This window comes from Pseudoalteromonas phenolica (assembly GCF_044788725.1).
Lineage (GTDB): Bacteria > Pseudomonadota > Gammaproteobacteria > Enterobacterales > Alteromonadaceae > Pseudoalteromonas > Pseudoalteromonas phenolica_C.
The window spans coordinates 1,288,602-1,309,536 of sequence record NZ_CP173161.1 but is presented as its reverse complement, the minus strand read 5'-3'; the positions used below and the strand labels follow the sequence as shown (position 1 = coordinate 1,309,536).

19 protein-coding genes are annotated in these 20,935 nt (G+C 42.5%); 13 read left to right on the top strand and 6 right to left on the bottom strand.

The features are described from left to right. Window positions 1-28: 28 nt before the first annotated feature. Window positions 29-796 carry an SDR family NAD(P)-dependent oxidoreductase gene (locus ACH784_RS06135; RefSeq protein ID WP_404394199.1) on the bottom strand — a complete coding sequence of 256 codons (768 nt, stop codon included), beginning with the start codon at window positions 794-796 and terminating at the stop codon, window positions 29-31. Between the two features lie 104 nt (window positions 797-900). Between ACH784_RS06135 and ACH784_RS06130 the strand changes: the two genes are divergently transcribed. Next, window positions 901-1,245: a winged helix-turn-helix transcriptional regulator gene (locus ACH784_RS06130; protein WP_404394197.1), complete on the top strand. Its 345-nt coding sequence runs from the start codon at window positions 901-903 to the stop codon at window positions 1,243-1,245. 90 nt (window positions 1,246-1,335) lie between these two features. Further along, window positions 1,336-2,001 carry a DUF1826 domain-containing protein gene (locus ACH784_RS06125; RefSeq protein WP_404394194.1) on the top strand — a complete coding sequence of 222 codons (666 nt, stop codon included), beginning with the start codon at window positions 1,336-1,338 and terminating at the stop codon, window positions 1,999-2,001. A 101-nt stretch (window positions 2,002-2,102) separates the two neighbouring features. Here ACH784_RS06125 and ACH784_RS06120 read toward each other — a convergent pair whose 3' ends face one another. Both ACH784_RS06120 and ACH784_RS06115 read right to left on the bottom strand, forming a co-directional pair. Continuing rightward, window positions 2,103-3,353 (bottom strand): carbohydrate porin, encoded by a 1,251-nt coding sequence (locus tag ACH784_RS06120; RefSeq protein ID WP_404394192.1) that lies wholly within the window; start codon window positions 3,351-3,353, stop codon window positions 2,103-2,105. Window positions 3,354-3,756: 403 nt separating this feature from the next. Beyond that, a complete protein-coding gene (locus ACH784_RS06115; protein ID WP_404394189.1) occupies window positions 3,757-6,201 on the bottom strand; it encodes a TonB-dependent receptor in 2,445 nt (814 codons plus the stop codon). 274 nt (window positions 6,202-6,475) lie between these two features. On the opposite strand from ACH784_RS06115, the gene ACH784_RS06110 reads away from it, so the two are divergent. From ACH784_RS06110 to ACH784_RS06065, 10 genes are read left to right on the top strand one after another with little or no spacing between them, the layout of a single operon-like run. Next, window positions 6,476-7,147 (top strand): thermostable hemolysin, encoded by a 672-nt coding sequence (locus ACH784_RS06110; RefSeq protein ID WP_404394188.1) that lies wholly within the window; start codon window positions 6,476-6,478, stop codon window positions 7,145-7,147. Next, the gene (locus ACH784_RS06105) at window positions 7,141-8,676 is read left to right on the top strand and encodes an AMP-binding protein (protein WP_404394185.1); all 1,536 of its coding nucleotides are present in this window, start codon (window positions 7,141-7,143) and stop codon (window positions 8,674-8,676) included. The genes ACH784_RS06110 and ACH784_RS06105 overlap by 7 nt, the downstream gene beginning before the upstream one ends. Window positions 8,677-8,686: 10 nt before the next feature. After that, the gene (locus ACH784_RS06100; protein WP_404394183.1) at window positions 8,687-9,355 is read left to right on the top strand and encodes a TenA family transcriptional regulator; all 669 of its coding nucleotides are present in this window, start codon (window positions 8,687-8,689) and stop codon (window positions 9,353-9,355) included. Next, a complete protein-coding gene (locus ACH784_RS06095; RefSeq protein ID WP_404394181.1) occupies window positions 9,352-10,152 on the top strand; it encodes an SDR family oxidoreductase in 801 nt (266 codons plus the stop codon). The genes ACH784_RS06100 and ACH784_RS06095 overlap by 4 nt, the downstream gene beginning before the upstream one ends. Continuing rightward, entirely contained in the window at window positions 10,149-10,814 is a 666-nt protein-coding gene (locus tag ACH784_RS06090) for a hypothetical protein (RefSeq protein ID WP_404394178.1), read from the top strand. The genes ACH784_RS06095 and ACH784_RS06090 overlap by 4 nt, the downstream gene beginning before the upstream one ends. Next, entirely contained in the window at window positions 10,815-11,471 is a 657-nt protein-coding gene (locus ACH784_RS06085; RefSeq protein ID WP_404394177.1) for a response regulator, read from the top strand. Continuing rightward, the gene (locus ACH784_RS06080) at window positions 11,471-12,865 is read left to right on the top strand and encodes a sensor histidine kinase (RefSeq protein ID WP_404394174.1); all 1,395 of its coding nucleotides are present in this window, start codon (window positions 11,471-11,473) and stop codon (window positions 12,863-12,865) included. Before ACH784_RS06085 ends, ACH784_RS06080 begins: the two co-directional genes overlap by 1 nt. Continuing rightward, a complete protein-coding gene (locus ACH784_RS06075; RefSeq protein WP_138481058.1) occupies window positions 12,862-13,206 on the top strand; it encodes a cupredoxin domain-containing protein in 345 nt (114 codons plus the stop codon). Before ACH784_RS06080 ends, ACH784_RS06075 begins: the two co-directional genes overlap by 4 nt. Continuing rightward, window positions 13,196-13,951: a hypothetical protein gene (locus ACH784_RS06070; RefSeq protein WP_404394171.1), complete on the top strand. Its 756-nt coding sequence runs from the start codon at window positions 13,196-13,198 to the stop codon at window positions 13,949-13,951. The genes ACH784_RS06075 and ACH784_RS06070 overlap by 11 nt, the downstream gene beginning before the upstream one ends. Continuing rightward, a complete protein-coding gene (locus ACH784_RS06065; protein ID WP_404394169.1) occupies window positions 13,948-14,655 on the top strand; it encodes a hypothetical protein in 708 nt (235 codons plus the stop codon). The genes ACH784_RS06070 and ACH784_RS06065 overlap by 4 nt, the downstream gene beginning before the upstream one ends. Before the next feature lie 21 nt (window positions 14,656-14,676). Here the strand turns inward: ACH784_RS06065 and ACH784_RS06060 are convergent, their stop codons facing one another. Continuing rightward, a complete protein-coding gene (locus ACH784_RS06060; protein ID WP_404394168.1) occupies window positions 14,677-15,714 on the bottom strand; it encodes a tetratricopeptide repeat protein in 1,038 nt (345 codons plus the stop codon). A gap of 138 nt (window positions 15,715-15,852) precedes the next feature. Continuing rightward, complete coding sequence (locus tag ACH784_RS06055; RefSeq protein ID WP_404395206.1) at window positions 15,853-17,079, bottom strand: amidohydrolase family protein; 1,227 nt, start codon at window positions 17,077-17,079, stop codon at window positions 15,853-15,855. A gap of 495 nt (window positions 17,080-17,574) precedes the next feature. On the opposite strand from ACH784_RS06055, the gene ACH784_RS06050 reads away from it, so the two are divergent. Further along, the gene (locus ACH784_RS06050) at window positions 17,575-19,791 is read left to right on the top strand and encodes a TonB-dependent receptor (protein WP_404394165.1); all 2,217 of its coding nucleotides are present in this window, start codon (window positions 17,575-17,577) and stop codon (window positions 19,789-19,791) included. Window positions 19,792-19,884: 93 nt separating this feature from the next. Here ACH784_RS06050 and ACH784_RS06045 read toward each other — a convergent pair whose 3' ends face one another. Next, entirely contained in the window at window positions 19,885-20,880 is a 996-nt protein-coding gene (locus ACH784_RS06045) for an acyltransferase family protein (protein WP_404394163.1), read from the bottom strand. Window positions 20,881-20,935 lie beyond the last annotated feature (55 nt).

Sequence of the window (20,935 nt, the reverse complement as noted above, 5' to 3'; positions counted from 1 at the left end):
TCCCACAAAGCACAAGATGCTCAATGTATTAATTTCTTCCCGCCATCACACCGCCGTCCACATCTAAAATGCTGCCTGTGATCCAACTTGCATCATCTGATAATAAAAAGACGATACTGTTAGCAATATCATTTGGCTCACCCACTCGACCGATTGGGTGAAATTCATTAAAACTGTTTATCGTAGTGTCTATGTCTTCAGGCGCTATAAAAGAGCCATAAATCGGGGTTTTAACCACAGCTGGAGACACCGCATTAGCGCGAATTTTGTCATCAGCAAGTTCCATTGCCAAATGCTGAGTAAAAGCATGCAAGCCTGCTTTTGCCATTGAATACGCTGACGAAGGCGTCGCTTTGATGGCTTGTTTTGCCCACATAGAACCTATGTTCACTATGCTACCGCTACCCGCTTTTTGCATATTCTTGACAACCGCTTGGGTCAGTAAAAACGTCGCTTTATTTAAATCATGGTATTGATTGTAATCAGCTAAAGTGTGCTCAACAAAAGCCAGCGGTGAAAAATAGCCAGCCGCATTCACTAAGTAACCATAATGTTTAGACGATGAAGTAATTTTGCTCCCAAGCGCCTGTACAGCATCAATGTCATATAAATCGATTTGTGTGCCAGTGACTTGACCTAAACCGCTCAGCTTACTGACGGCTTTATCGAGTTTGTCGGCATTATTCGCTAAAATTTCTACCTTAAGTCCGAGCGCTAATAGTGCTTTTGCTGTCGCGAAGCCCATGCCACTTGAACCGCCAATAATCATCACTGTGCCTGCATTTGAAAATTTCATAATCACATCTCTTGTTTGTAAAAGTCGTGATAATATTAATTTTACGAAAAGCCTCTGAATAGTAAGCACAATTTGGTTAGGTAGGTACTTTTTGGTACATCTTTATGACAGCAAACGAAAAAATATTTCCAAGAAAATTAGCGCCTCAATCTAGCGCACGCATGGTCGAAACCATTTATGGCTGTAAATGGTCTTTAACTGTGTATCAATTATTAGATGAAGGGATAAATCGCCCCGGTGAAATGGTCCGTCAAGTTGAGGGGCTAACCACCAAAGTGCTTAATCAATGTCTTAAACGTAATGTCGAATTTGGCATTTTAGAAAAGCAAATATTCAACGAGCTCCCTCCTCGTGTTGAATATCAAGTGACCCCGTTTGGAGAAAAGTTTTTAGCCATACTCGAGCAATTAGAGCATTTACAAAACGAGATAGATTTACAGAAAGTTTAAATCAACGATGATTTATACTGGCACACTATAGATATTGATACTTTATAACATTACAATGAATTCAATGTTCAATTGATTTCTCTAACCCTTATGGCTTTTTTAAACACCGCAGAGCAGTTCGACATCATTGAAAGTGTGTCTATATCAAATGAAATACAAGTATTAACAGATATTTATAGCGATGATATTAATATCGCTATTTGGCAACATGCTTTGTCAGATGAAGTAATTCATGAATCAAACTGGCTCATCGACAACGCGCCATATCTTAACGAAGCACTCGCCGTTAGCTCGCAAAATGTATTAGAGCAATTAACGCAAACTCATAAAGCATTAAAATGGACACCTAACTTATGCCAACATATTGCACTTCTAGTCGATATGTTTTGTACTTTGTTTGAAGCTAAACGCGCCGGTGTGCGTTTGTCGGTGTTAGACAAGGCAATGTGCCCAAAATTTCATGTCGACAAAATCCCTTGTCGCTTAGTCACCACTTTTGAAGGCGTAGCCACAGAATGGCTCCTTAACGAACATCTTGACCGTTCAAAACTTGGTGCGGGCAGCCAAGGTCTTGATGACGAACAGTCAGGTATTATGACCGTGCAAAATGCCATTCAAACACTTGAAGCCGGCGATGTTGCCTTGCTAAAAGGTGCAGGTTGGGCTGGTAATGAAGGTAAAGGCTTAGTTCACCGCTCGCCAAAATTGGCCGATGGTAAAAAGCGCTTATTGCTGACGCTCGATTTGATTGATTAGGTTTTTGATTAATTTCTCAGATTTGGCGTGCTATTTATCGCTCTTATTAACCAATTAAGAGCGATAAATCTCGTAGATTTCTTTCGTTTCTCTAGACGTTTTTAGAAATAATAACCCACGTTAATATTCAGCCTTCTTTCAAAATCGTCACTGTTGCCAGCAATCGAGCCGCCAACAAAAGGTTGGTTTTTCGCATGCACCAAATCAACATACGTAAACAGCGCCCCTGCTGAAATCGACATCCCCGTAATATTCATCCACGTATTGGCAGTATCATCTGATTTGTTATAGACGGTGCCAAAATCGTTGTAGAAACTCAGTTGGGAAATAGGCCCAATATCTACCGATAAATCATAAGAAACTGCAAGGTTAGTGCTGGTCGCCTCACTGGCGATGGTGTCATACATAGAGTTAGCACCTACAACGATTTGTGTCACATTATCTATATGATATTGATACTGAGTATGCTGTAAATGCACGCGCCATTGACCAATATGCGTCGAAGCATGTAGCGCCCATGCAGTATGGTCACCTATACGACTCACACCATCATGCAAACCGCCATCAAGCGCTGAAAAACCAACATGCGTTGTACCAAACTGATGTTCTAATTGATAAGTATAACGACCCACTAGCGTGTTATATTCAGCTAAAGTCGTTGTTGGTGCATCATGGATGTTTTCACCATTTAACCTAATCCCTAGTGCATCGACTGAATAGCGATCTTTACGCTCTTCTGCACCGCCATCAACGCCACCATGTTCGTCGTTTTTGAAAAATGCGATGTCTAATACGCTGTTTTCGGTTGCTTTGTGTTTGAGTACCAGTCCTAAGTCATAATCTTCTTGCAAGCCAATGAAGTAATTAGGGCTCATAAAGTAACTATGAAAGCCACTATGTGGTGCATTACCAAATGGCACAGGTGCCAAACCCAGTTGCCCATGCCAGTCATCACTGAAGTCATAATCAAGATAGGCAAACTTAACCACGCGCATATAATCTAAAAAGCGGATCTCTGCATTTACACCAACATCGGCAATGTCACCCGAAAAATTCAAGCGCACTAAATCAAAGTCGATATCGCCGCCACGCTTTTCGTTGTCATCATCATACGACACCATGTTGTAGTTAAAACGAATAGCACCACCGACATGAATATCTGGAGTAGCATTTACTACCACCTCTTTGCTGTTATTCGCTTTGATCTGTTTTACTTGCTGCTCTAATACAGCGATTTGTTGCTCTAACTTTTCAAGCTCAGTATTGGCTGTATTGCCTGCAGCCTCAACAGAAGTTGATACGAATAATGACGCCATAATACAGGCCGACAAACGAGGTGAAAAAAGAGACATAAAAGCGAATTTCCGAGGTGAGAGTAATAAAATTCGCGCAAGCCTAGCCTACTCTTTTTGTGTATTCAAATTAGGGAAAATTGCAAAACTGCTAGTGATGTAAGCGAAGAATTTAAAGGCTGTTTAAACTCGTAAACAATGTAAATGATAAGAAAACTTGTGCTATTTAGCACCGCTACACAAGAAGATAAGAAACCAAGGTTATACAATTAAAAACACTAAAAATCATGGGCTTGATATCTTCTTTTACGTAATCGATCATAAACCGTAAATTCTCTGTAACTTTCACCGCTCTGAATGCTTGATTTTCAACCACTTAAATCCAAATTGACTGTTTGCTCAAGGTTTAATCAAAAACAAAAAAGAGCGCCGCAGCGCTCTTAATGGTACTCAATTTTGTGAATTAAAAAGCATACGTTACTTTTAGCTTCACGTTGCGCTCATCCCCTGGCATACCGCCTAAGAACATGGCTTTGTTGTAATACACTTTGTCGAATAAATTGTAGATATTCGCTTGGATTTTCCAGTTGTCGTGGCTGTAACTCACACCAGCATCAAATACGCTGTAGCTTGGCACATATCCGTCAGGAATACCGAATGAAGTAGAGTGCGTGCTGCGGTTATCAACATACTTGTGGCCTAAACTGAAGTTCATTGGCTCAGCGAGATCAAACAGCTCTTTTGAATAAGTAACCCAACTACCTACCGTCACATAAGGCACACCTTTTTGACGTGTATCGAATGAATCGCGGTTTGGATCTTTCTTATCACGTGCATCTTGATAAACCGCATTAAAGTTCAGCTTCCACTCATCAGTTAATACTGCATTTAGGTCAAGTTCTACACCCTGAGTTTGCTCTTTCCCATCAAAGAAGCTCTTTGGTACGCTCGCGGCCGACACTCCCTCTTCATAATCCGGGTTTGCATACTCTAAATTAGTACGGCTGCTATCAAAAACGATGAATGAAGCGACAAGTTGATCATCAAATGCTTTAACACGTAAGCCGATATCGTTTGAGATTGACTCTGAATCTTCACGGTCCTTTTCATTACCATAAATGGTTCCCAGTACGCTATATGCCGTGCGGCCTTTGGCATGGTTAACAAACATTGATACATCATCAGTAAACTTATAGCTCGCGCCTAAATTAAACGTTAAGCCGCTATCTGAGGTATCTTGCTCTGGCGTTGGCTCTGCAGCACTTGCACGGTATCTTGCATCTACACCAAAGTGCTCATAACTTTGCTTGATACGGTTATACGCCACGCCCACTCGCGTTGTAATGCCATTTTCAAAGTAGGCAACATGTTGTGCGCCTAAGCCCCACGCATTCACTGTTTTATTGTAATCACTGGTTTTTAACGGATCGTGATCTTCAAAGCTGCCCGTTGCCCAGTTCGGGTTACGAATATCAAAAATGTAAGGTAATTTACCTTGATAGATCACGTCACCTTCTTTGTTTTTAATCACTTTGTCAGCATCGTAAATTGAGTATTGCTTAAAGCGGATATCACGATCTTCGTAGTTTGCGTTGACTAAAAACTCATTATCAACATTGCCTAAAGTAAAGTCATAGCGTAGATCGGCAAAGTACTGCCAAGATTGCTCTTCAGCCTCGACTTTACGATATTCCTGACGACGGGCAGCATAAGGATAAAGTACATCATCCACCACTAAAGGTGCGCGCGGATCAGCATTGATCGTGCCACGACGATTCCAGTATACATAGTTATAGGCACCGGTTTGGCGGGCAAAGCCAGAATCATAGTTACGGAATTGCAGTTGGTGGTTTAAGGTCAAGTCATCAGTGAAAGCAATATTGTGAGTCAGTTTTACACGCAACTCTTCGCCTTCATTGTCTTTTGCCATTGGTGAAATAATACCGTTATGGCCAAATGTATATGGCGTTAAGCCATCATTGGCTGCCAAAGAGTTTGCAAGCTGTTGGCGCTGAGCATCCGATAACTGCACACCTTTGCCTGCAGGATCATTAATTAAATCTTGCCAGCTCGCTTCACCTGCGGTTTTGCCATCAACAGATTCAGCATTATAAATTCGAATTGGGTGACCAATTGAGTCAACCGCTATGGCATCTTTGATATATGCCGTTGAAAGCATGATATCTTGCGCATCACTGAGCACATATTTGAAACTGACATACGCTTCATCTCTGTCATTACTTAAATCACGGTAGCCATCACTACGCTGCGTTTTAACCAATACACGGTACGTCAGATCATCAGTAATGCCAGCAGTTGAGTCCATTTCTACAGAGTAGCTATTCCACTGACCTAGCTCAGCGGTTAGCCCATGCTGCTCTTCAAATTCAGGTTTTTTCTCAATCAGGTTGATAACACCACCGGCACTGCCCATACCATACAAACCTGTTGCAGGGCCTTTCAATACCTCAATCGACTCAACGTTGGTCAAAGAGCGTGTTGGGTTAAAAGTGTTACCTAAACCGGCACCGCCATACATGCCATCGTAGGTATAGTTGGCACCTAAGCCACGCACCACTAGGTTATCACCAATACCATAGTTGTTGCCTGCTTGCGTCACACCACTGATATTACGCACAAGATCTTGCAGATTTGAAACGCCTTGTGCGTTGATGAGTTCACTGTCGACAATCACAACCGCCGCAGGTGTTTCCATCAGTGACATATCTGACTTAGTGGCTAAACCCGAGTTCATAACAACTTGGTTTTGACGACCATAAACGCTGATCACTTCAATGTCAGAGCTGTCGGTTGCCGAGTTATTATTTGCATCTGCTTTTGCTTGCGCATAAGTGAAAGGTGAGACCGCACAAGCGGCTGCGATGAGAGATAAGCTAAATTTTTTCATTTTTGGAATATGTGCTCTAGTTTCAAATCGTGCAAACTCTAAATAAAAACAATTATCATTGCAATGATCATTATTAAAATATTTTTATTCGCTCAATCCTTAATCGCACATGTGATCTTTATGTTTCTAAACGCCGCAATTTAGCAACAACGTTCGAAACAAACTCTTCCAATTCATTAACTTAAAAGACAGTTTACGCTTCCTTAAGAAATTTAAGTTTTTCTTAAGGTTCGAGATTTAGGATCAAACTATTCCAAATCAAGAGAGTTTTGCCATGTTAGCTAAGAGCATTGAATTTTATAAAACCGCTACGGCGTTTTTGCCTCGCTATCAACTGCTACGTAATGATGGCTCGGCTCCACAAGTGTGTGAGTTTATTGAAGCTGGATATAAAGACCGCTTTGATGCCTCAATCAAAGTCTCTATGCCCTACATTCTGCGCTTAAGCTTTTTATCAAAGCATGCCGCTATGGGCGTTCGCAGTGCTAACTCACCGCTATTTATCGAACAGTATCTTGATAAGCCAATAGAAGACTATACGCAGCAATATTTTGCTTTTAACGACAGAAGTAAAATCGTCGAATACGGCAGCTTGTACAGCAATGGTCATAAGCTTGCGACCCCTCTTTTCATGTTAAGCACCCTAGCGTTAATGAAAAGCGGCGTAACAGCCTTGGCGTTTTGCGCCACCCAAGGCGTTGCCAATATCTTAAAAGGCTATGGCTTAACCTTAACTCATTTAGCCAAAGCCGATCCAAGCAAGCTTGCAACCTCAAACAATGACTGGGGTCGTTATTACGATACCAAGCCGCAAGTGTACTTATTGAGCTTGCCGCAGGTCGCCCATGTGGTCAGTAACACTCCGAAATACGCGCAAATGTTCAAACTGATCAGCCCTTCAATCAACAAACTGGCTGCGCAAATCTCTAAGGAAGCACTATGTTAAACGCCACTTCAAACACGCCTTTTGGTTCGCTTTTAACTGCGCTGCGTGCACACCCTGCCAATGACATTGCCGTGATAGCGCCTGAGCAAAGTTTGACTTATGCAGAGCTGGTCAGTCACATTATTGCCTTTAGCCGCCAGCTAGATAGCGCCAAAATTAATGCCTTTGCACTGCAAAGTAGTAATAGTTTAGCTTGGTTGATTGCGGATTTAGCAGCCCATTGTAGTGATAGATTAATTGTGCCTGTGCCCGACTTTTTTACCGAGCTACAAAAACAACATTTGTTCGAATCGAGTCAAATTAAGCATTTACTCACCGACGAGGCTGCACTCCAGAGTAAGCCTTTTGCGTACGATTTAAATGTGTTGTCGATAGAAACTGAGGGTGAGATCAACTGCCCAACAGGCACGCAAAAAATCACTTTTACGTCGGGTTCAACAGGCTCTCCTAAAGGCGTGTGTTTAAGTAAAGAAAATCAACTTAATGTGGCACAAAGTTTAGCGACCACCATTAATACTGCTACTACGCTCAATAATTCGAGCAACAACAATAAAGCTAAACACTTATGTTTACTGCCCTTTAGCACCTTGCTTGAGAATATTGCGGGCATTTATGCCGTGCTGCTCAGTGGCGGTACTGTGGTCATTGCCAGCGACGAACAAAGAGGCTTTAAAGGCAGTAAACTTATCAATCCACACGCATTACTGACCGCTATTTCAAGCACTCAACCTAATACCATAATTTTGGTGCCTGAGTTGCTAAAACTGCTGGTAACCGCAAGTAAGCAAGGTTGGCAAGCACCAAGCAGCCTAACTTTTATTGCTGCTGGCGGCGCGAAAGTGGATGGGCAATTAATTTCGCAAGCTCACGCCCTTGGCCTACCGGTTTATCAAGGCTACGGCTTGTCTGAGGCAGGCTCTGTAGTTGCCCTCAATACGCACATTATTGAGGGCAATAATGCTGCGGGCGAACTACTTGCGCACAGCAAAGTGAGCATTGAAAACGGCGAAGTGATTATTCACAGCAACTTATTCTTAGGATATCTCGGTGAGCCAGAGTCTTGGTATCCAACACGTTTCGCAACTGGCGATCTGGGCGAGATTATCGGTAATTCGCTACAACTATCTGGTCGTCGTAAAAACCTCATTATTAACGCCTTTGGCAGAAACATTTCACCCGAATGGCCTGAGTCACTGCTCGATGCCACAGGCGCATTTATGCAAGTTGTGGTACTCGGCGACGGCTATCCGGCACTGACTGCAGTGGCGTATCCGTTTGCGCCACTGAACGACGAGCAATTGCAAGGCTGTTTGGCACTGGTGAATCAACAACTGCCCGATTACGCACAAATCGCACACATCTTTGTGCTTTCGAGCCCAATCAGCGACATCAATGGCTGCACCACAGCCAACGGCAAATTTATTCGCCCCGCTATTGAGCACGCATTTAAACAACATTTAGACACTTATTTTAATCAAGCAGCCCACTTTGCTCATCCGCAATTGGATGCAACTGCAAAGCTTGCTTAGGAGAATACTTATGAGCTTTTTTAAACAACTGGTTTTAGAAACAGAACAAGAACGCGCTTACTTACTGGGTTCTCCAATTATTGCCCGCTGTTTTGAAGGTGATATTGAACTAAACGACTATGTGAACTTTTTAACCGAGGCCTATCATCACGTAAAACACACAGTGCCTTTACTGATGACCCTTGGTGGCAAACTCACTGAGCAACAAGAGTGGCTGCGTGAAGCCGTTGCTGAATACATTGAAGAAGAGCTGGGTCATCAAGAATGGATTTTAAACGACATTGCTGCTTGCGGTTTTGACAAAGAAGCAACTCGTCAATCTGAGCCTTTACTGCAAACTGAGCTAATGGTTTCTTACGCCTACGATTTAATTACTCGTATCGAGCCCGTGGCCTTCTTCGGCATGGTACATGTGCTAGAAGGCACCAGTGTCACAATCGCCGATATGGCCGCTGCAAAAATTAAAGAAACCCTAAATTTACCGAATGCTGCATTTAGCTACTTACGCTCGCATGGCTCACTGGACCAAGAGCATGTGAAGTTTTTCGAAAACTTAATGAATAAAATTGACTGCCCAAAACAGCAGCAAGCCATTATTCGCAGTGCAAAACGTTTTTACGTGCTGTATGGCAACATGTTTAGAGCATTAGACCTACCAAAACAAGGAGCTGCTGCATGAGTACAACACACCCTTTGTGTTTGCTAAGTGGTGCCAGCGGAGGCATAGGCGAAGCCATTGCCTTAGAGCTTGCCTCCCAAGGCTACACGCTCATTTTAACGGCCAGAGATACCAGAAAGCTCACCGCTTTGAGTAATCAATTACCCGGCGAGCACTATATCTTTAGTGCCGATTTAACCGAGCAAAGCGCTCGACACGATTTATTGTCATTCTGCTCGCAATTAGGCGAGCTCGATTTAGTGGTCAACTGTGCGGGCACATCACAATTTGGCGCCTTTGTAGAGGGCAGCTATCAAGACATTGAACATATTTTTAATGTCAATGTAACTGCTGTGATGGCACTTAATCAATTACTACTACAACAAGCCAAACAACGCCCATTAACTTTGGTAAATGTCGGCTCGGCCCTAGGTGCAATTGGGCATCCGGGTTATGTGAATTATTGCGCCAGTAAGTTTGCCCTGCGCGGCTTTACAGAAGCCTTAGCGCGGGAATATTCAGGCTCAAATAAACGCATTAAATACCTTGCGCCTCGCGCCACAAAAACCGCGATTAACTCGCAACAAGTCAACGACATGAACAGCGCTCTTGGCAATCAAGTCGATGAGCCTGAAGTGGTCGCTAAAGCCTTAATAACACTGATTAACTCAAATAAACGCCGCTTAACCTTGGGCTGGCCCGAGCGCTTATTTGTACGATTAAACGGCGCACTACCGGAAGTCGTTGATAATGCACTTGGCAAAAAACTGAAAAAAATTAAAACCTTCTTTCAACCTAGTTTGGAGAAACTATCATGAACTTATTCTGTAAATTATCAGTAGCGACACTATTTTGTTCTGCATTAAGCCTGCAAACAAGCGTTGTAAACGCCCAAGAAAACAGCTTAAACGCCATTCAAAAGCAATGGGCACATGTTAACTACCAACTTGAAGATGACGCCCAACTTGACGCCTACAAAGCGTTAATTAAGGATACCGAAGCCTTTAAAGCGGCAGAGCCAAATAATGCCGATGCGCTGATCTGGTATGGTATCGTGCAATCAAGTTATGCTGGAGCAAAAGGCGGCTTAGGTGCTTTAAAGCATGCTGAAAATGCCAAAGACGCATTCGAGCAAGCCCTTAAAATAAACCCAAATGCACTATCTGGCTCAGCCTATACCAGCTTAGGCACCCTATTTCACAAAGTGCCCGGTTGGCCGATTGGCTTTGGCGATGATGATAAAGCAGGCGAGTTGCTACAAAAGGCGCTAGAATTAAACCCACAAGGTATTGATCCTAATTACTTTTACGGTGAATACCTCTATGATGAAAGAAAATACAAACAAGCAAAATTGTATTTAGAGCGCGCCAAACAAGCCCCTGCTCGTCCAATGCGACCTGTGGCGGACGAGTTCAGACACCATGAAATCGATATGCTGATGGCGAAAGTCGATAAAAAATTAAACAAAAAGAAACGCTAAATGCGATTACTCTTAATTGAAGATGATGGGCCTCTCGCAAGAGGCCTGAAAACCTCTCTAGAAACCCAAGGTTATGCGGTCGACTGGGTGGCGCTTGGCAAACTCGGCATTGAGTCAGCTGCTCGCATTGATTACCAATTAGTGATCCTTGATTTAGGCTTGCCCGATCTCGATGGCCTTGAAGTACTTACTAAGCTCAAGGCGCACAATGCCACATTACCTGTGCTTATTCTTACCGCACGCAATGATATTAACAGTAAAGTCACAGGCCTCGACCAAGGCGCCGATGATTACCTCGCCAAACCTTTTGATGTTGCAGAGCTTATGGCGCGTTTGCGGGTGTTAGAGCGCCGCAATGGTACCAATACGCAAACCAATATCGTGGTCAATAATGTGGTGTTAAATACGCAAAACAACCAACTTATTGTTGATGGCAACGAAGTCAGCTTATCGCGCAAAGAATACATGGTGCTGCGCGCACTGATGGAAAATTTAAATCGTATTCAGTCAAAGTCGAGTCTCGAAGAAAAGCTTTATAATTGGGGTGAAGATGTTAGCTCAAACACCATTGAGGTTTACATCAGTAACTTGCGCAAACGCGTCCCCAAAGACTTTATTAAAACCATTCGTGGTGTGGGTTATATAATTAAAAATTGATGTCTATTCAAAAACAGTTACTCAAGCTCATTCTCGCCATGGTTGTATTGGCGACTTTTTTCGCCGCCTTGCAGAGTTATCAGCAAAGCGACCGTGAGCTTGAGCGCATTTTTGATAATCAATTGGCACAATTTACCCACACATTGGTTGCCTTAACACACAACAAATCGCCCATTGAAGACAACCAGCATGTTTTTCAAATTCGTTACGCTGATGGTCGTTTAGTACAAAGCCAAGCTTTAATAAAAGCAGCCAAACGTTTACCTCGCCCTTTTCAAGCTCATGCTAAGCAAAGCCAGTCGCAACACTTTGATAAGCCACAGCTTAAGCGCTCAGAAGCGAGCCAATTTTACGAAGCAGGATTTTGGGGGCAACGCTGGCGTTTATATGAAAAACACAATGATGCGTACTCGGTGCTTGTTGCCGAGCCAATTCAACAGCGCATCGACGCCTCTGAAAACTTATTGCTAAGTAGCATCTTGCCCATTGTCTTAACCATTCCCGTCATTGGCTTATTTATTTTTTATATTATTCAAAAAAGCGTGCAACCCGTTGCCGATTTAGGCATGGCACTCAAACAAAAAAGTCACCGTGATTTAAGCCCTCTTAACACCGAGCAAGTGCCGCAAGAGCTGCAATTGGTGACAGACAAAGTCAATGATCTCATGGCGCGCCTAGATAGCGCCTTTGACCGCGAAAAACGCTTAACCGCCAATATCGCCCACGAGCTTCGTACCCCCATTAGCGTGCTTACCATCACCAGCCATAACTTGTTACAGCAGATCAAAACGACACATATTAGCGAGTCACAACTGCTCGAACTCAAAGCCCAAGTTGCCAGAATGGCGCAAGTGGTTGAGCAAATCATTGCACTATCGCGTTACACGCCTGAGCATTTTGAACAGAGTTTAACGACCGTTGACTTAACTGCCCTGTTGCAAGAGTTGATTGGTCAACGCTACGAGCAAATCGCCGACAACGAGCAAGATATTAGCCTCAATGCCGATAATATTACTGTGTTTGGGGAGCAATTTGCTCTTACCACCCTATTCGACAATCTTTTAAAAAATGCCATTAAATATGCGGGCAAAGGGCAAACCATTATGATGCAAACCGTTGCTGCACCTAGCGGATTTATTGGCATCGAAGTGAGCGACTCAGGCCCAGGCGTAAAACCCGAGACACTTGCTAAACTGACCACACCGTTTTATCGTGACGACACCAATAAACATCAAGCAAAAGGCTCAGGGCTCGGCTTAGCCATAGTGCAACACATTGTCATGCTATTAAATGGCGAGCTCAAAATCGCCCAAAGTGCTCTTGGGGGTTTAGGCGTCACCATTTACTTACCGGTCGCAAAACCCGAGCAAGCTAGCCAAGGAGCGAAAATATGAGTTTACGCCCACTTTGGCTGAGTTTATTACTGCTATGTAGCTTTTCGAGTGTTGCCAAGCTTGAAGAGTTTTATATTGAACTGAAAGATCATATTTTTGTGCCCGAGCGCATCGAGCTGCCCGCCAATAAAAAAGTTAAATTGATCATACTCAATCGCGATACGACCGCAGAAGAATTTGATAGCTTCGACTTAAACCGCGAAAAAGTCTTGTTTCCGAATCGCAAAGCCGTGATTTTTGTCGGCCCTTTGAAGCCCGGTGAATACGAATTTTTTGGCGAATTTAACCCCGACTCTGCCAGAGGGTTTGTGGTTGTGAAGGAGCCAAGCGATGTTCATTAATACCGTAATTATCTTTTTGCGCGACTTATTGCCAATTTTTATTTTATTCACTTATGTACAAAACACCTTTGCACTGCAGTATTCCCTAAAACAGTTAGGCGTATTGTCAGTCGGTGCTTTACTGGGCATGTTCGCCTTCGTCGCCAGCTCTGCAAACATCAGTGAATGGTTCGATGGTATTGGCTTAGAGCTCAGTCAAAGTGTCCTACTGCTACTGAGCATATTGGCATTGCTCGTTGCCGCACACTTTAAAAAGTGGCTTATGCTTAGTTTAACCATTGCCTTGTGCAGCTTTGCAATTTTAAAACTTGCGAGCTTTTACGTGTACTTTTTAACTGCATGGCAAGGACATGGCTCATTGCAAATTCTGTTGGTTGCAGGGTGTGTCGGTTTTGGTATTTCGCTCAGCTTTGCGGTGCTTTGGTCGTTCTTTTTAAACGAACTTAGCAGCCGATTTGGCCTATTCATTAACTCGCTCGCATTTGCCAGCTTTGTCGCAGGACATAGCGCACAAATTAGCGATAACCTTGCGCAAGTCGATGTACTCGGTGCGGGAGAAACCTTGTTCGATATTTCCCATATCGTCGCTGACAAATCAGAGTACGGTCATTTACTCAGCGCCTTATTTGGCTTTGAAGCAGCGCCCACCAGCGGCTTTGCTTTGTTTTATCTAATTGTTATTGCTTTGTGTTTTAGTGCGTTTAGCAAACACAAAGCACATGTTACTGAGGAGCCAGCACGATGAATAAATCATTGCTCGGTTTTTTACTACTACTGGCTGCCACTTGGTTTACACCTTTTGCGCATGCCGATGGTTTGGTCGTCGATAAAGTCTATCACCCCTATGTGCTGGCCAACGAAAAGGAGTTTGAATGGCGCATTATGTCGAGCCAAACCGAAAATAAAAATCGCCTAGGTCAACGCTTTGGGTATGGTCAGTCATTTGCTGAAAACAAGATGTTGGAGCTCTATGTGATTGGCGAGCGTGACCAAGATGATAACTTTGGCGTTACCGGCTACGAGATCGAAATGCGCTGGATGCTCACAGAGCAAGGCCAATACAGTGCCGACTGGGGGGCTATTTTTGAATTCGAAAAGCACAATGGCGAAGATAACTTTGAAGCCACTTCTGGCATCGCCGTTGAAAAGGAGTTTGGTAAGCTCAGTGCCACATTAAATGCCTTTTTAATTTATGAATGGGGTAACAGCATAGATAACGAGTTTGAAACCGAATTCAGAGCCAAATTTAGATACCGTTATATGAGCGTGCTCCAACCTTCAATCGAAATCTATTTAGGCGAAGACTTTGTCGGTATTGGCCCAGGCTTTATGGGCACTTACCGCTTCGAAGGGCAAAAACAACTGAAGTGGGAAGCGGGTTTTATCAGTGAAATTTCACATTCAGGAAAAGATCATACTCTCAGATTTGCACTGGAGTATGAGTTTTAAGCCAAAGTAACCAGATATAGGCTAAAAATTACATTCAATGGCTTTTTTTAGCCATGGCCTTGTTTCAATGGCCAATGATTTTGTTTCGGATACTGATCCATGAATTAGTTCAACATCAACATTGATTGGTTTAGCTGCATATTTTTTTAGTAGTTTTTGCAATCCAATTTCATCAATTTGAAGAAAGCTTGCTTGTAATTCTCTAAGTTGCTCTGCTGTTAGACTTTGCTTTGCAAATTTAACCATTGCAAAAGCTTTAACCCACTCAAAATAGGCATTTTTCGTCTTACTATCATACTTTTGAACAAGTTCTTCAACATTATTATATATTCTGTCATAAGTACTTTTGTCACCCAAAATAACTAATGAGAATAATAAGTTAATGCCTGAGTTCATTTTTCCACTTTCATAGTCACTCATTTGGTAAGCACTATATGCTCGTTTAAAAAAAGCGCTTGATTGCTTAATATCTTCCGACTCAAGAGACATCACACCTAAGTTATTATTCGTTATGGCAACCGCTTTTTTATTATCAATACTTTTTGCTATTTTTAGTGTTTTTTTGAAGTACTGCTCAGCTAATTTGTGTTTTCCTTCATGCCTAGTAAGAATACCTAGCGCATTGTACCCTCTCATTTGTTCAGACTCTGAATTCGCACCTTTTAATGCACATAGCAAAGCTTTTTCAGAAGACCCATAAAGGCTTTTCATTCTTAGCCAGACACTCAAACTGTAGAGAATACTAAAGCGATTTTCATGAAAAGCTTTGCGCTCAACGTTTAAAAAAATGGATGAGAATGACTTTTCAACTGTCGCTAGATTATGCAGCCTTAAAGCTGCCAAAATGCTTAGATGATAATATTTAATGTAATCATCATCTTTTTCTAGGTCTGCGATAGAAATTTGATTTAACAGCTGAGTGGTCTTTTGGGGGTTAGAGTTTAAGAAATAAGCGGCTTTACTCAGTTGATATTCAGGATCTTTTTTCATTTCTTCAGCCAAAGTCATAAAACTCATCAGGCTCAAAGGCACAAGAAAAGCCAAACATCGAATAATCACAAGAATCTCCCTTTAAAAATCTTGTAATATCTTAAATAACTTTGTGATGACTGTTGCGAGTAAATTGTAAACATATGTTAAATTTAGAGTTTAAGCTTCACCCTTGACTCTAAAGATGAAGCTTAAAATGTATATCCGTTATCTTTTATCGACTTCAATTTCGCCGTCTTTTACGACAAAGCTGACTTGCTCCATCACTGAAATATTCTCTAACGGGTTACCTTTAACGGCGATAAAATCCGCATACTTGCCAACTTCTAGTGAACCTAGCTTTTGCTCTTGTTTTAGCAAGGTGGCTGGCGTGATGGTCGCCGCTTGTAAAGCTTGCAGCTCGGTCATACCAAATTTCACCATACGGCTAAACTGCTTACCATTGTCGCCATGAGGATAAACCCCCGCGTCTGAGCCAAACACCATTTTTACGCCCGCTTTAACTGCTTTACCAAAACTCGCACGCTGCCTAGCACCTACAACACGCTCTTTGTTTAAGCTTTCCTCTAAAATACCGGCTTTCTCGCCTTCACCTAAAATATACTCGGTGTTGTAAATATCCATTGAGAAATAAGTGCCATGCTTTTTCGCAAGCTTGATGGCTTCGTCATCTAAAAAGCTCACATGTTCAACTGAATCAACACCCGCTTTGATGGCTGATTTTATGCCCTCAGTTCCATGAGCATGGGCTGCAACGGTCAAACCACGTAAATGTGCCTCTGAAACAATGGCGTCCATTTCTTCTTGAGTATATTGCTGGGCACCCACTTTAGTGCCTTTTGAAAGTACCCCACCGGTCGCACAATACTTAATCACATCGGCACCAAATTTAATGTTTTCACGTACTTTGGCACGCACCGCCCAAGGGCCATCAGCAACCCCTTTAGCTGTTACAGCATGTTCATGGGTCAGTAAGTTATTATCACAATGCCCACCAGTTACACCCAGCGATGGGCCTGAGGCAAAAATACGCGGCCCTGGCACATCACCATCATAAATTGCTTGTTTTAATGCAATATCTGAATAACCCACAGCACCTAAGTTACGTACAGAGGTAAAACCGGCCTCTAAAGTACGTTTTGCATTACGAACACCCGTAATTGCAGCACGTTGCGAAGTGCGTTGTAAGCGTTTATAGCCATGAACTTGAGCGTCGCTGGTTAAGTGAACATGCATATCGAATAACCCTGGTAATAATGTATGCCCGGGTAATTCAATAAGTTTATAGTCACCCGATACTTTAGAGTGACCACTTTTAATTTCTGAGATTTTATTGTCATCAACCACGAGCGTAACTGGCTTGATAAGCTTGCCTGTTTTAACATCGAGTGCCGCGTCGGCATGAATAATTAAGTCTTCAGCTAATGCTGACATACTCGCTGTAACAGCGAAAATGCTTAGCGCAATTGAGGTGAGTTTCATCAGGAGCCCTTGTTGTTTTAAGTGTTGTTTGTTTTCACAAAACCTATTAATTCATAAAGTGTTTGTTAATGCGAGTTTTTGCGATTTTTATAAAACCATTAACTTATATTAATTTAAGGTACAAAAATTTCTAATTTAGCCACAAAAACAACTTAATTATTTAACCAGTCTCTTAGTTTGGAGAATAAAATCTAATTTATTATTGCAGAATTATTACTCTTTCCTCTATAATGCCCGCCCAACCGAATAGCAGCATGATGCTGACCTTCATTTTATAAAAAATCATTTGTCATGGAAGCGATCGCCCTTTTAAGGTGATGGCGTTTTTGTGCGCGCGTGTTTTATAAATTAAAGTCTCATTTCTCTGTTATTCCACTAGGTTGGCGAGTCACCTCGCAAGAAACCAACACACACGAGATTTAAAACACAGTTTCTTGAGGAATAAATATGAGCACCCCTGTACGCAATTTATCTCCTATCGCTGCGGCGATGGCCTTTGCACTGACCAGCTTCTCTTCAACTTCGGTAATGGCTGACGAAGCCAAAGCTGAAGACAAAAAAATCGAAGCAATCACAGTAACAGCAACTAAACGTTCGCAAGTTATTTATGAAGTGCCAATTGCGATGAGTGCATTCTCAGGTGATGACCTTGATTCACAAGGTATTTCTGACATCACTGATGTAGGCAAGTTTGTTCCTAACTTAAATATCACTGGCTTCTCAGCGGGCCACAACTCATCTGCGAACCCGTTCATCCGTGGTATTGGTCTGCAAGATCACCTTATCACTACAGATCCAGGCGTCAGTGTTTACGTTGACGGCGTTTACTTAGGTCGTCAAGTAGGTCAAAACTGGAACCTAGCAAATATCGAACGTATCGAAGTATTACGTGGTCCTCAGGGCACACTTTACGGTCGTAACTCAATCGGTGGTGCAATCAACATCATCACTAAACAGCCAGATCAAGCAGCAGTTACTAAAGTAAGTGCTGAAGTGGGTACTCGTGGTCGCTTAAAAGGCAGCATCTTCACTAACCAAGCAGTGACTGAAGATTTAGCGTTTAACTTCAACATGGGCTTTAACCGTCGCGGTGGTTTAGGTGAGTTCATTAACTTACCAAATGCCGAATACGATGTGGGCGAAAACCAAGAGTTCCACGGTCGTCTATCTGTAAAATACAATGCAAGCGAAGACTTACGTTTGGTATTCACAGCTGATGCAAACGATGGTGAAGGCGGTACGCGTCCATTTACAACCTTAATTGACGAACTACCAAATGGTCGTTTAGCGCAAAGCGGTTTAACAAACGCTGACGTTGCAGCTGATCCATATGACAATGCAACTAGCACAATCGAAACTGCAACTGTTTCAAATAAAGCAAACGGCATTTCTTTAACGGCTGAATACGACATCAACGCTGACCTAGGTACTAAGTTCATCTTCTCTAAGCGTTCATCAGAATACAAAGCAGGTCTTGATGACGACGGTACGGCAGTAAAACTAGACCATTACCCAGAGCGTGGTACAGCTGATCAAACTTCTGTTGAACTACAATTAACAGGCTACTTAGGTTCAGTTGACTTTGTAACGGGCGTTTACTGGTTTAACGAAGAAGGTAGCAACCGTCAAAGCGACACTGAAGCACAGTTCAATGGCGGCCCAACTAAGCTTGAGCTTGACCAAGAAACGACAAGCCGCGCTGTATTCGTAAACGTGGGTTACGATGCAACTGACGACTTACGTCTATCTGGCGGTGTGCGTTACACAGAAGATGAAAAATCAGCGTCAACAAACGTATTTGACCCAGTAGGTACAATTTACTCAAGCCGCGAATGGGACGAAGTGTCTTATGAAGTTGCTGCAAACTACACGTTTGAAAACGGCTTAAACTGGTACGGTACAGTGCAAACTGGTTACCAATCAGGTCAGTACCCTGCGCGTCCTTACTTCTTAATCGGTCAATTCTTCGGTGCAGGTGGTTTTGATAACCCGGAAGCTGCGGCAATTGTACGTGCAAACAACGCATTTATGGCGAGTGATAACATCAGTGCAATCAACTACGAAACAGGTTTCAAAGGCCAGTTAACAGATGATTTCAGCATGAGTGTGGCATTCTTCAACACAGAATATGACGACCTACCTTACCAAGTGAACACGTCAACTGAGACAGGTTTTGATACGAATAACCTGATCGTTGAGCAAACGTCTCGCGGTGTTGAATTTGAAAGCACGTATTACGTAACTGACAACTTTACGCTTCACTCAAGCTTTGGCTTTATGGACGTAGACGTTGAAGAGCAAAATGGCGTGAAGCCAGTTGCACCACTTACACCAGAGTGGACAGCTTCACTTAGCCCGTCATACACGTTTGAACTTGAAAACAACGCGACAGTAACAAGCCGCTTTGATGTATCTTTCCGTGACAGCATGTACGGTGAGCCAAGCTCAGATCCACTTCGCATGACACAAGTTGAAAGCCGTACAACAGTAAACTTCGATATCTCTTACGCGCCTGCAAACGCAAACTGGGACGTATCACTATACGGTCGTAACATCTTTGATGAGCGTTATGATGATGCGCGCTTAAACACAGGTGACTACCTACTTGTTATCAAGAGCAATGATGCAAGTGAATTTGGTGTACGCTACCGCGCTACATTCTAATTCATAATTAAGCGAATAATAAAACGGGGCCATGTGCCCCGTTTTGTTTTTTAACCTCTAAAGTAACCCGACATAAAGTCGGTGCTACCGATCCTAAAGACTCTTAAGAAACTTCGAAACTGGCCTTTCAAATAACAAATAGCTGAGCGTCGCCGCCAACACAGATAAACCAATAAATAGCCACAACTGCATTAATATTGATACCTCTAACTTAACTACTTGCGTCAATATAGGCATATGCAGCAAGTATAAAGAGAACGAAATTTTGCCAAGAAAGTCGCCGAGTTTGTTTTCTAAAATCACATTTTTATCGGGCACTAAATACACCAGCGCAAAGAAAATAGTCGACATCATCAGTAACACCTCATAGCTGAGCCACATGCGATACACACTATTAAATCTTACAGGGCTTAAATCAGGATATAACAAGACAATACCGCCGAGCATCAAAACAAAACCATGGCTTTTTAAATAGTCAGGAATATGGGCTTTGTCGTAATGTAAGCCAAATAGCACTCCAACTAAAAAGTATGGCAGACTTCTAAAAATATGCAGATCATAAGCAAGCTCAAATAATTGCCCAATTGGCCTTGGAAAGTTAAATAAAAACAGTCCGATTAAACAAGTGAAAACCAGTAAATGCACATAGCCAAAACGCCACCGTGCAATGCCCCAAAGAAGAACAAAAAGTAGATAAAAATGAATCTCAGGAGCAATAGTCCAAAGTACACTGTCGCCTTTTAAAAACAACAAATGTGAGAGCAAAGCACTGCTATCAGGGATGTCATATAAGCTTTGAAACCCAAGCTGTAGCGTGCCAAATGACACCAGCACCACTAACAAATACAAAGGTAAAACTCGGGCAACACGCGCCATTAAATATGCTTTAATCTTGACCGTATTAAATAACTTGTCGGCATACAAATACGCCATTAAAAACCCACTTAACATAAAAAACAGCATTACGCCGTACTGCCCAGCTCGCCCTCCTAAAATGCCACCCAACCAGTCGGTTTTATCACTAAAATGAGTAATTAATACAATGATGGCCGCAAGCGCGCGTATAGTGTTAAGTCTTCTGATCTGCAAACTAATATTCTTATTTTTATAAAGTTTCAGCTAAAAACCCTAACGAAATTAGCAG

Bases quoted from the DNA above. Each gene is read 5' to 3' on its own strand.
- ACH784_RS06135 (WP_404394199.1), bottom strand. From the start codon at position 796: ATGAAATTTTCAAATGCAGGCACAGTGATGATTATTGGCGGTTCAAGT.
- ACH784_RS06130 (WP_404394197.1), top strand. From the start codon at position 901: ATGACAGCAAACGAAAAAATATTTCCAAGAAAATTAGCGCCTCAATCT.
- ACH784_RS06125 (WP_404394194.1), top strand. From the start codon at position 1,336: ATGGCTTTTTTAAACACCGCAGAGCAGTTCGACATCATTGAAAGTGTG.
- ACH784_RS06120 (WP_404394192.1), bottom strand. From the start codon at position 3,353: ATGTCTCTTTTTTCACCTCGTTTGTCGGCCTGTATTATGGCGTCATTA.
- ACH784_RS06115 (WP_404394189.1), bottom strand. From the start codon at position 6,201: ATGAAAAAATTTAGCTTATCTCTCATCGCAGCCGCTTGTGCGGTCTCA.
- ACH784_RS06110 (WP_404394188.1), top strand. From the start codon at position 6,476: ATGTTAGCTAAGAGCATTGAATTTTATAAAACCGCTACGGCGTTTTTG.
- ACH784_RS06105 (WP_404394185.1), top strand. From the start codon at position 7,141: ATGTTAAACGCCACTTCAAACACGCCTTTTGGTTCGCTTTTAACTGCG.
- ACH784_RS06100 (WP_404394183.1), top strand. From the start codon at position 8,687: ATGAGCTTTTTTAAACAACTGGTTTTAGAAACAGAACAAGAACGCGCT.
- ACH784_RS06095 (WP_404394181.1), top strand. From the start codon at position 9,352: ATGAGTACAACACACCCTTTGTGTTTGCTAAGTGGTGCCAGCGGAGGC.
- ACH784_RS06090 (WP_404394178.1), top strand. From the start codon at position 10,149: ATGAACTTATTCTGTAAATTATCAGTAGCGACACTATTTTGTTCTGCA.
- ACH784_RS06085 (WP_404394177.1), top strand. From the start codon at position 10,815: ATGCGATTACTCTTAATTGAAGATGATGGGCCTCTCGCAAGAGGCCTG.
- ACH784_RS06080 (WP_404394174.1), top strand. From the start codon at position 11,471: ATGTCTATTCAAAAACAGTTACTCAAGCTCATTCTCGCCATGGTTGTA.
- ACH784_RS06075 (WP_138481058.1), top strand. From the start codon at position 12,862: ATGAGTTTACGCCCACTTTGGCTGAGTTTATTACTGCTATGTAGCTTT.
- ACH784_RS06070 (WP_404394171.1), top strand. From the start codon at position 13,196: ATGTTCATTAATACCGTAATTATCTTTTTGCGCGACTTATTGCCAATT.
- ACH784_RS06065 (WP_404394169.1), top strand. From the start codon at position 13,948: ATGAATAAATCATTGCTCGGTTTTTTACTACTACTGGCTGCCACTTGG.
- ACH784_RS06055 (WP_404395206.1), bottom strand. From the start codon at position 17,079: ATGTCAGCATTAGCTGAAGACTTAATTATTCATGCCGACGCGGCACTC.
- ACH784_RS06050 (WP_404394165.1), top strand. From the start codon at position 17,575: ATGAGCACCCCTGTACGCAATTTATCTCCTATCGCTGCGGCGATGGCC.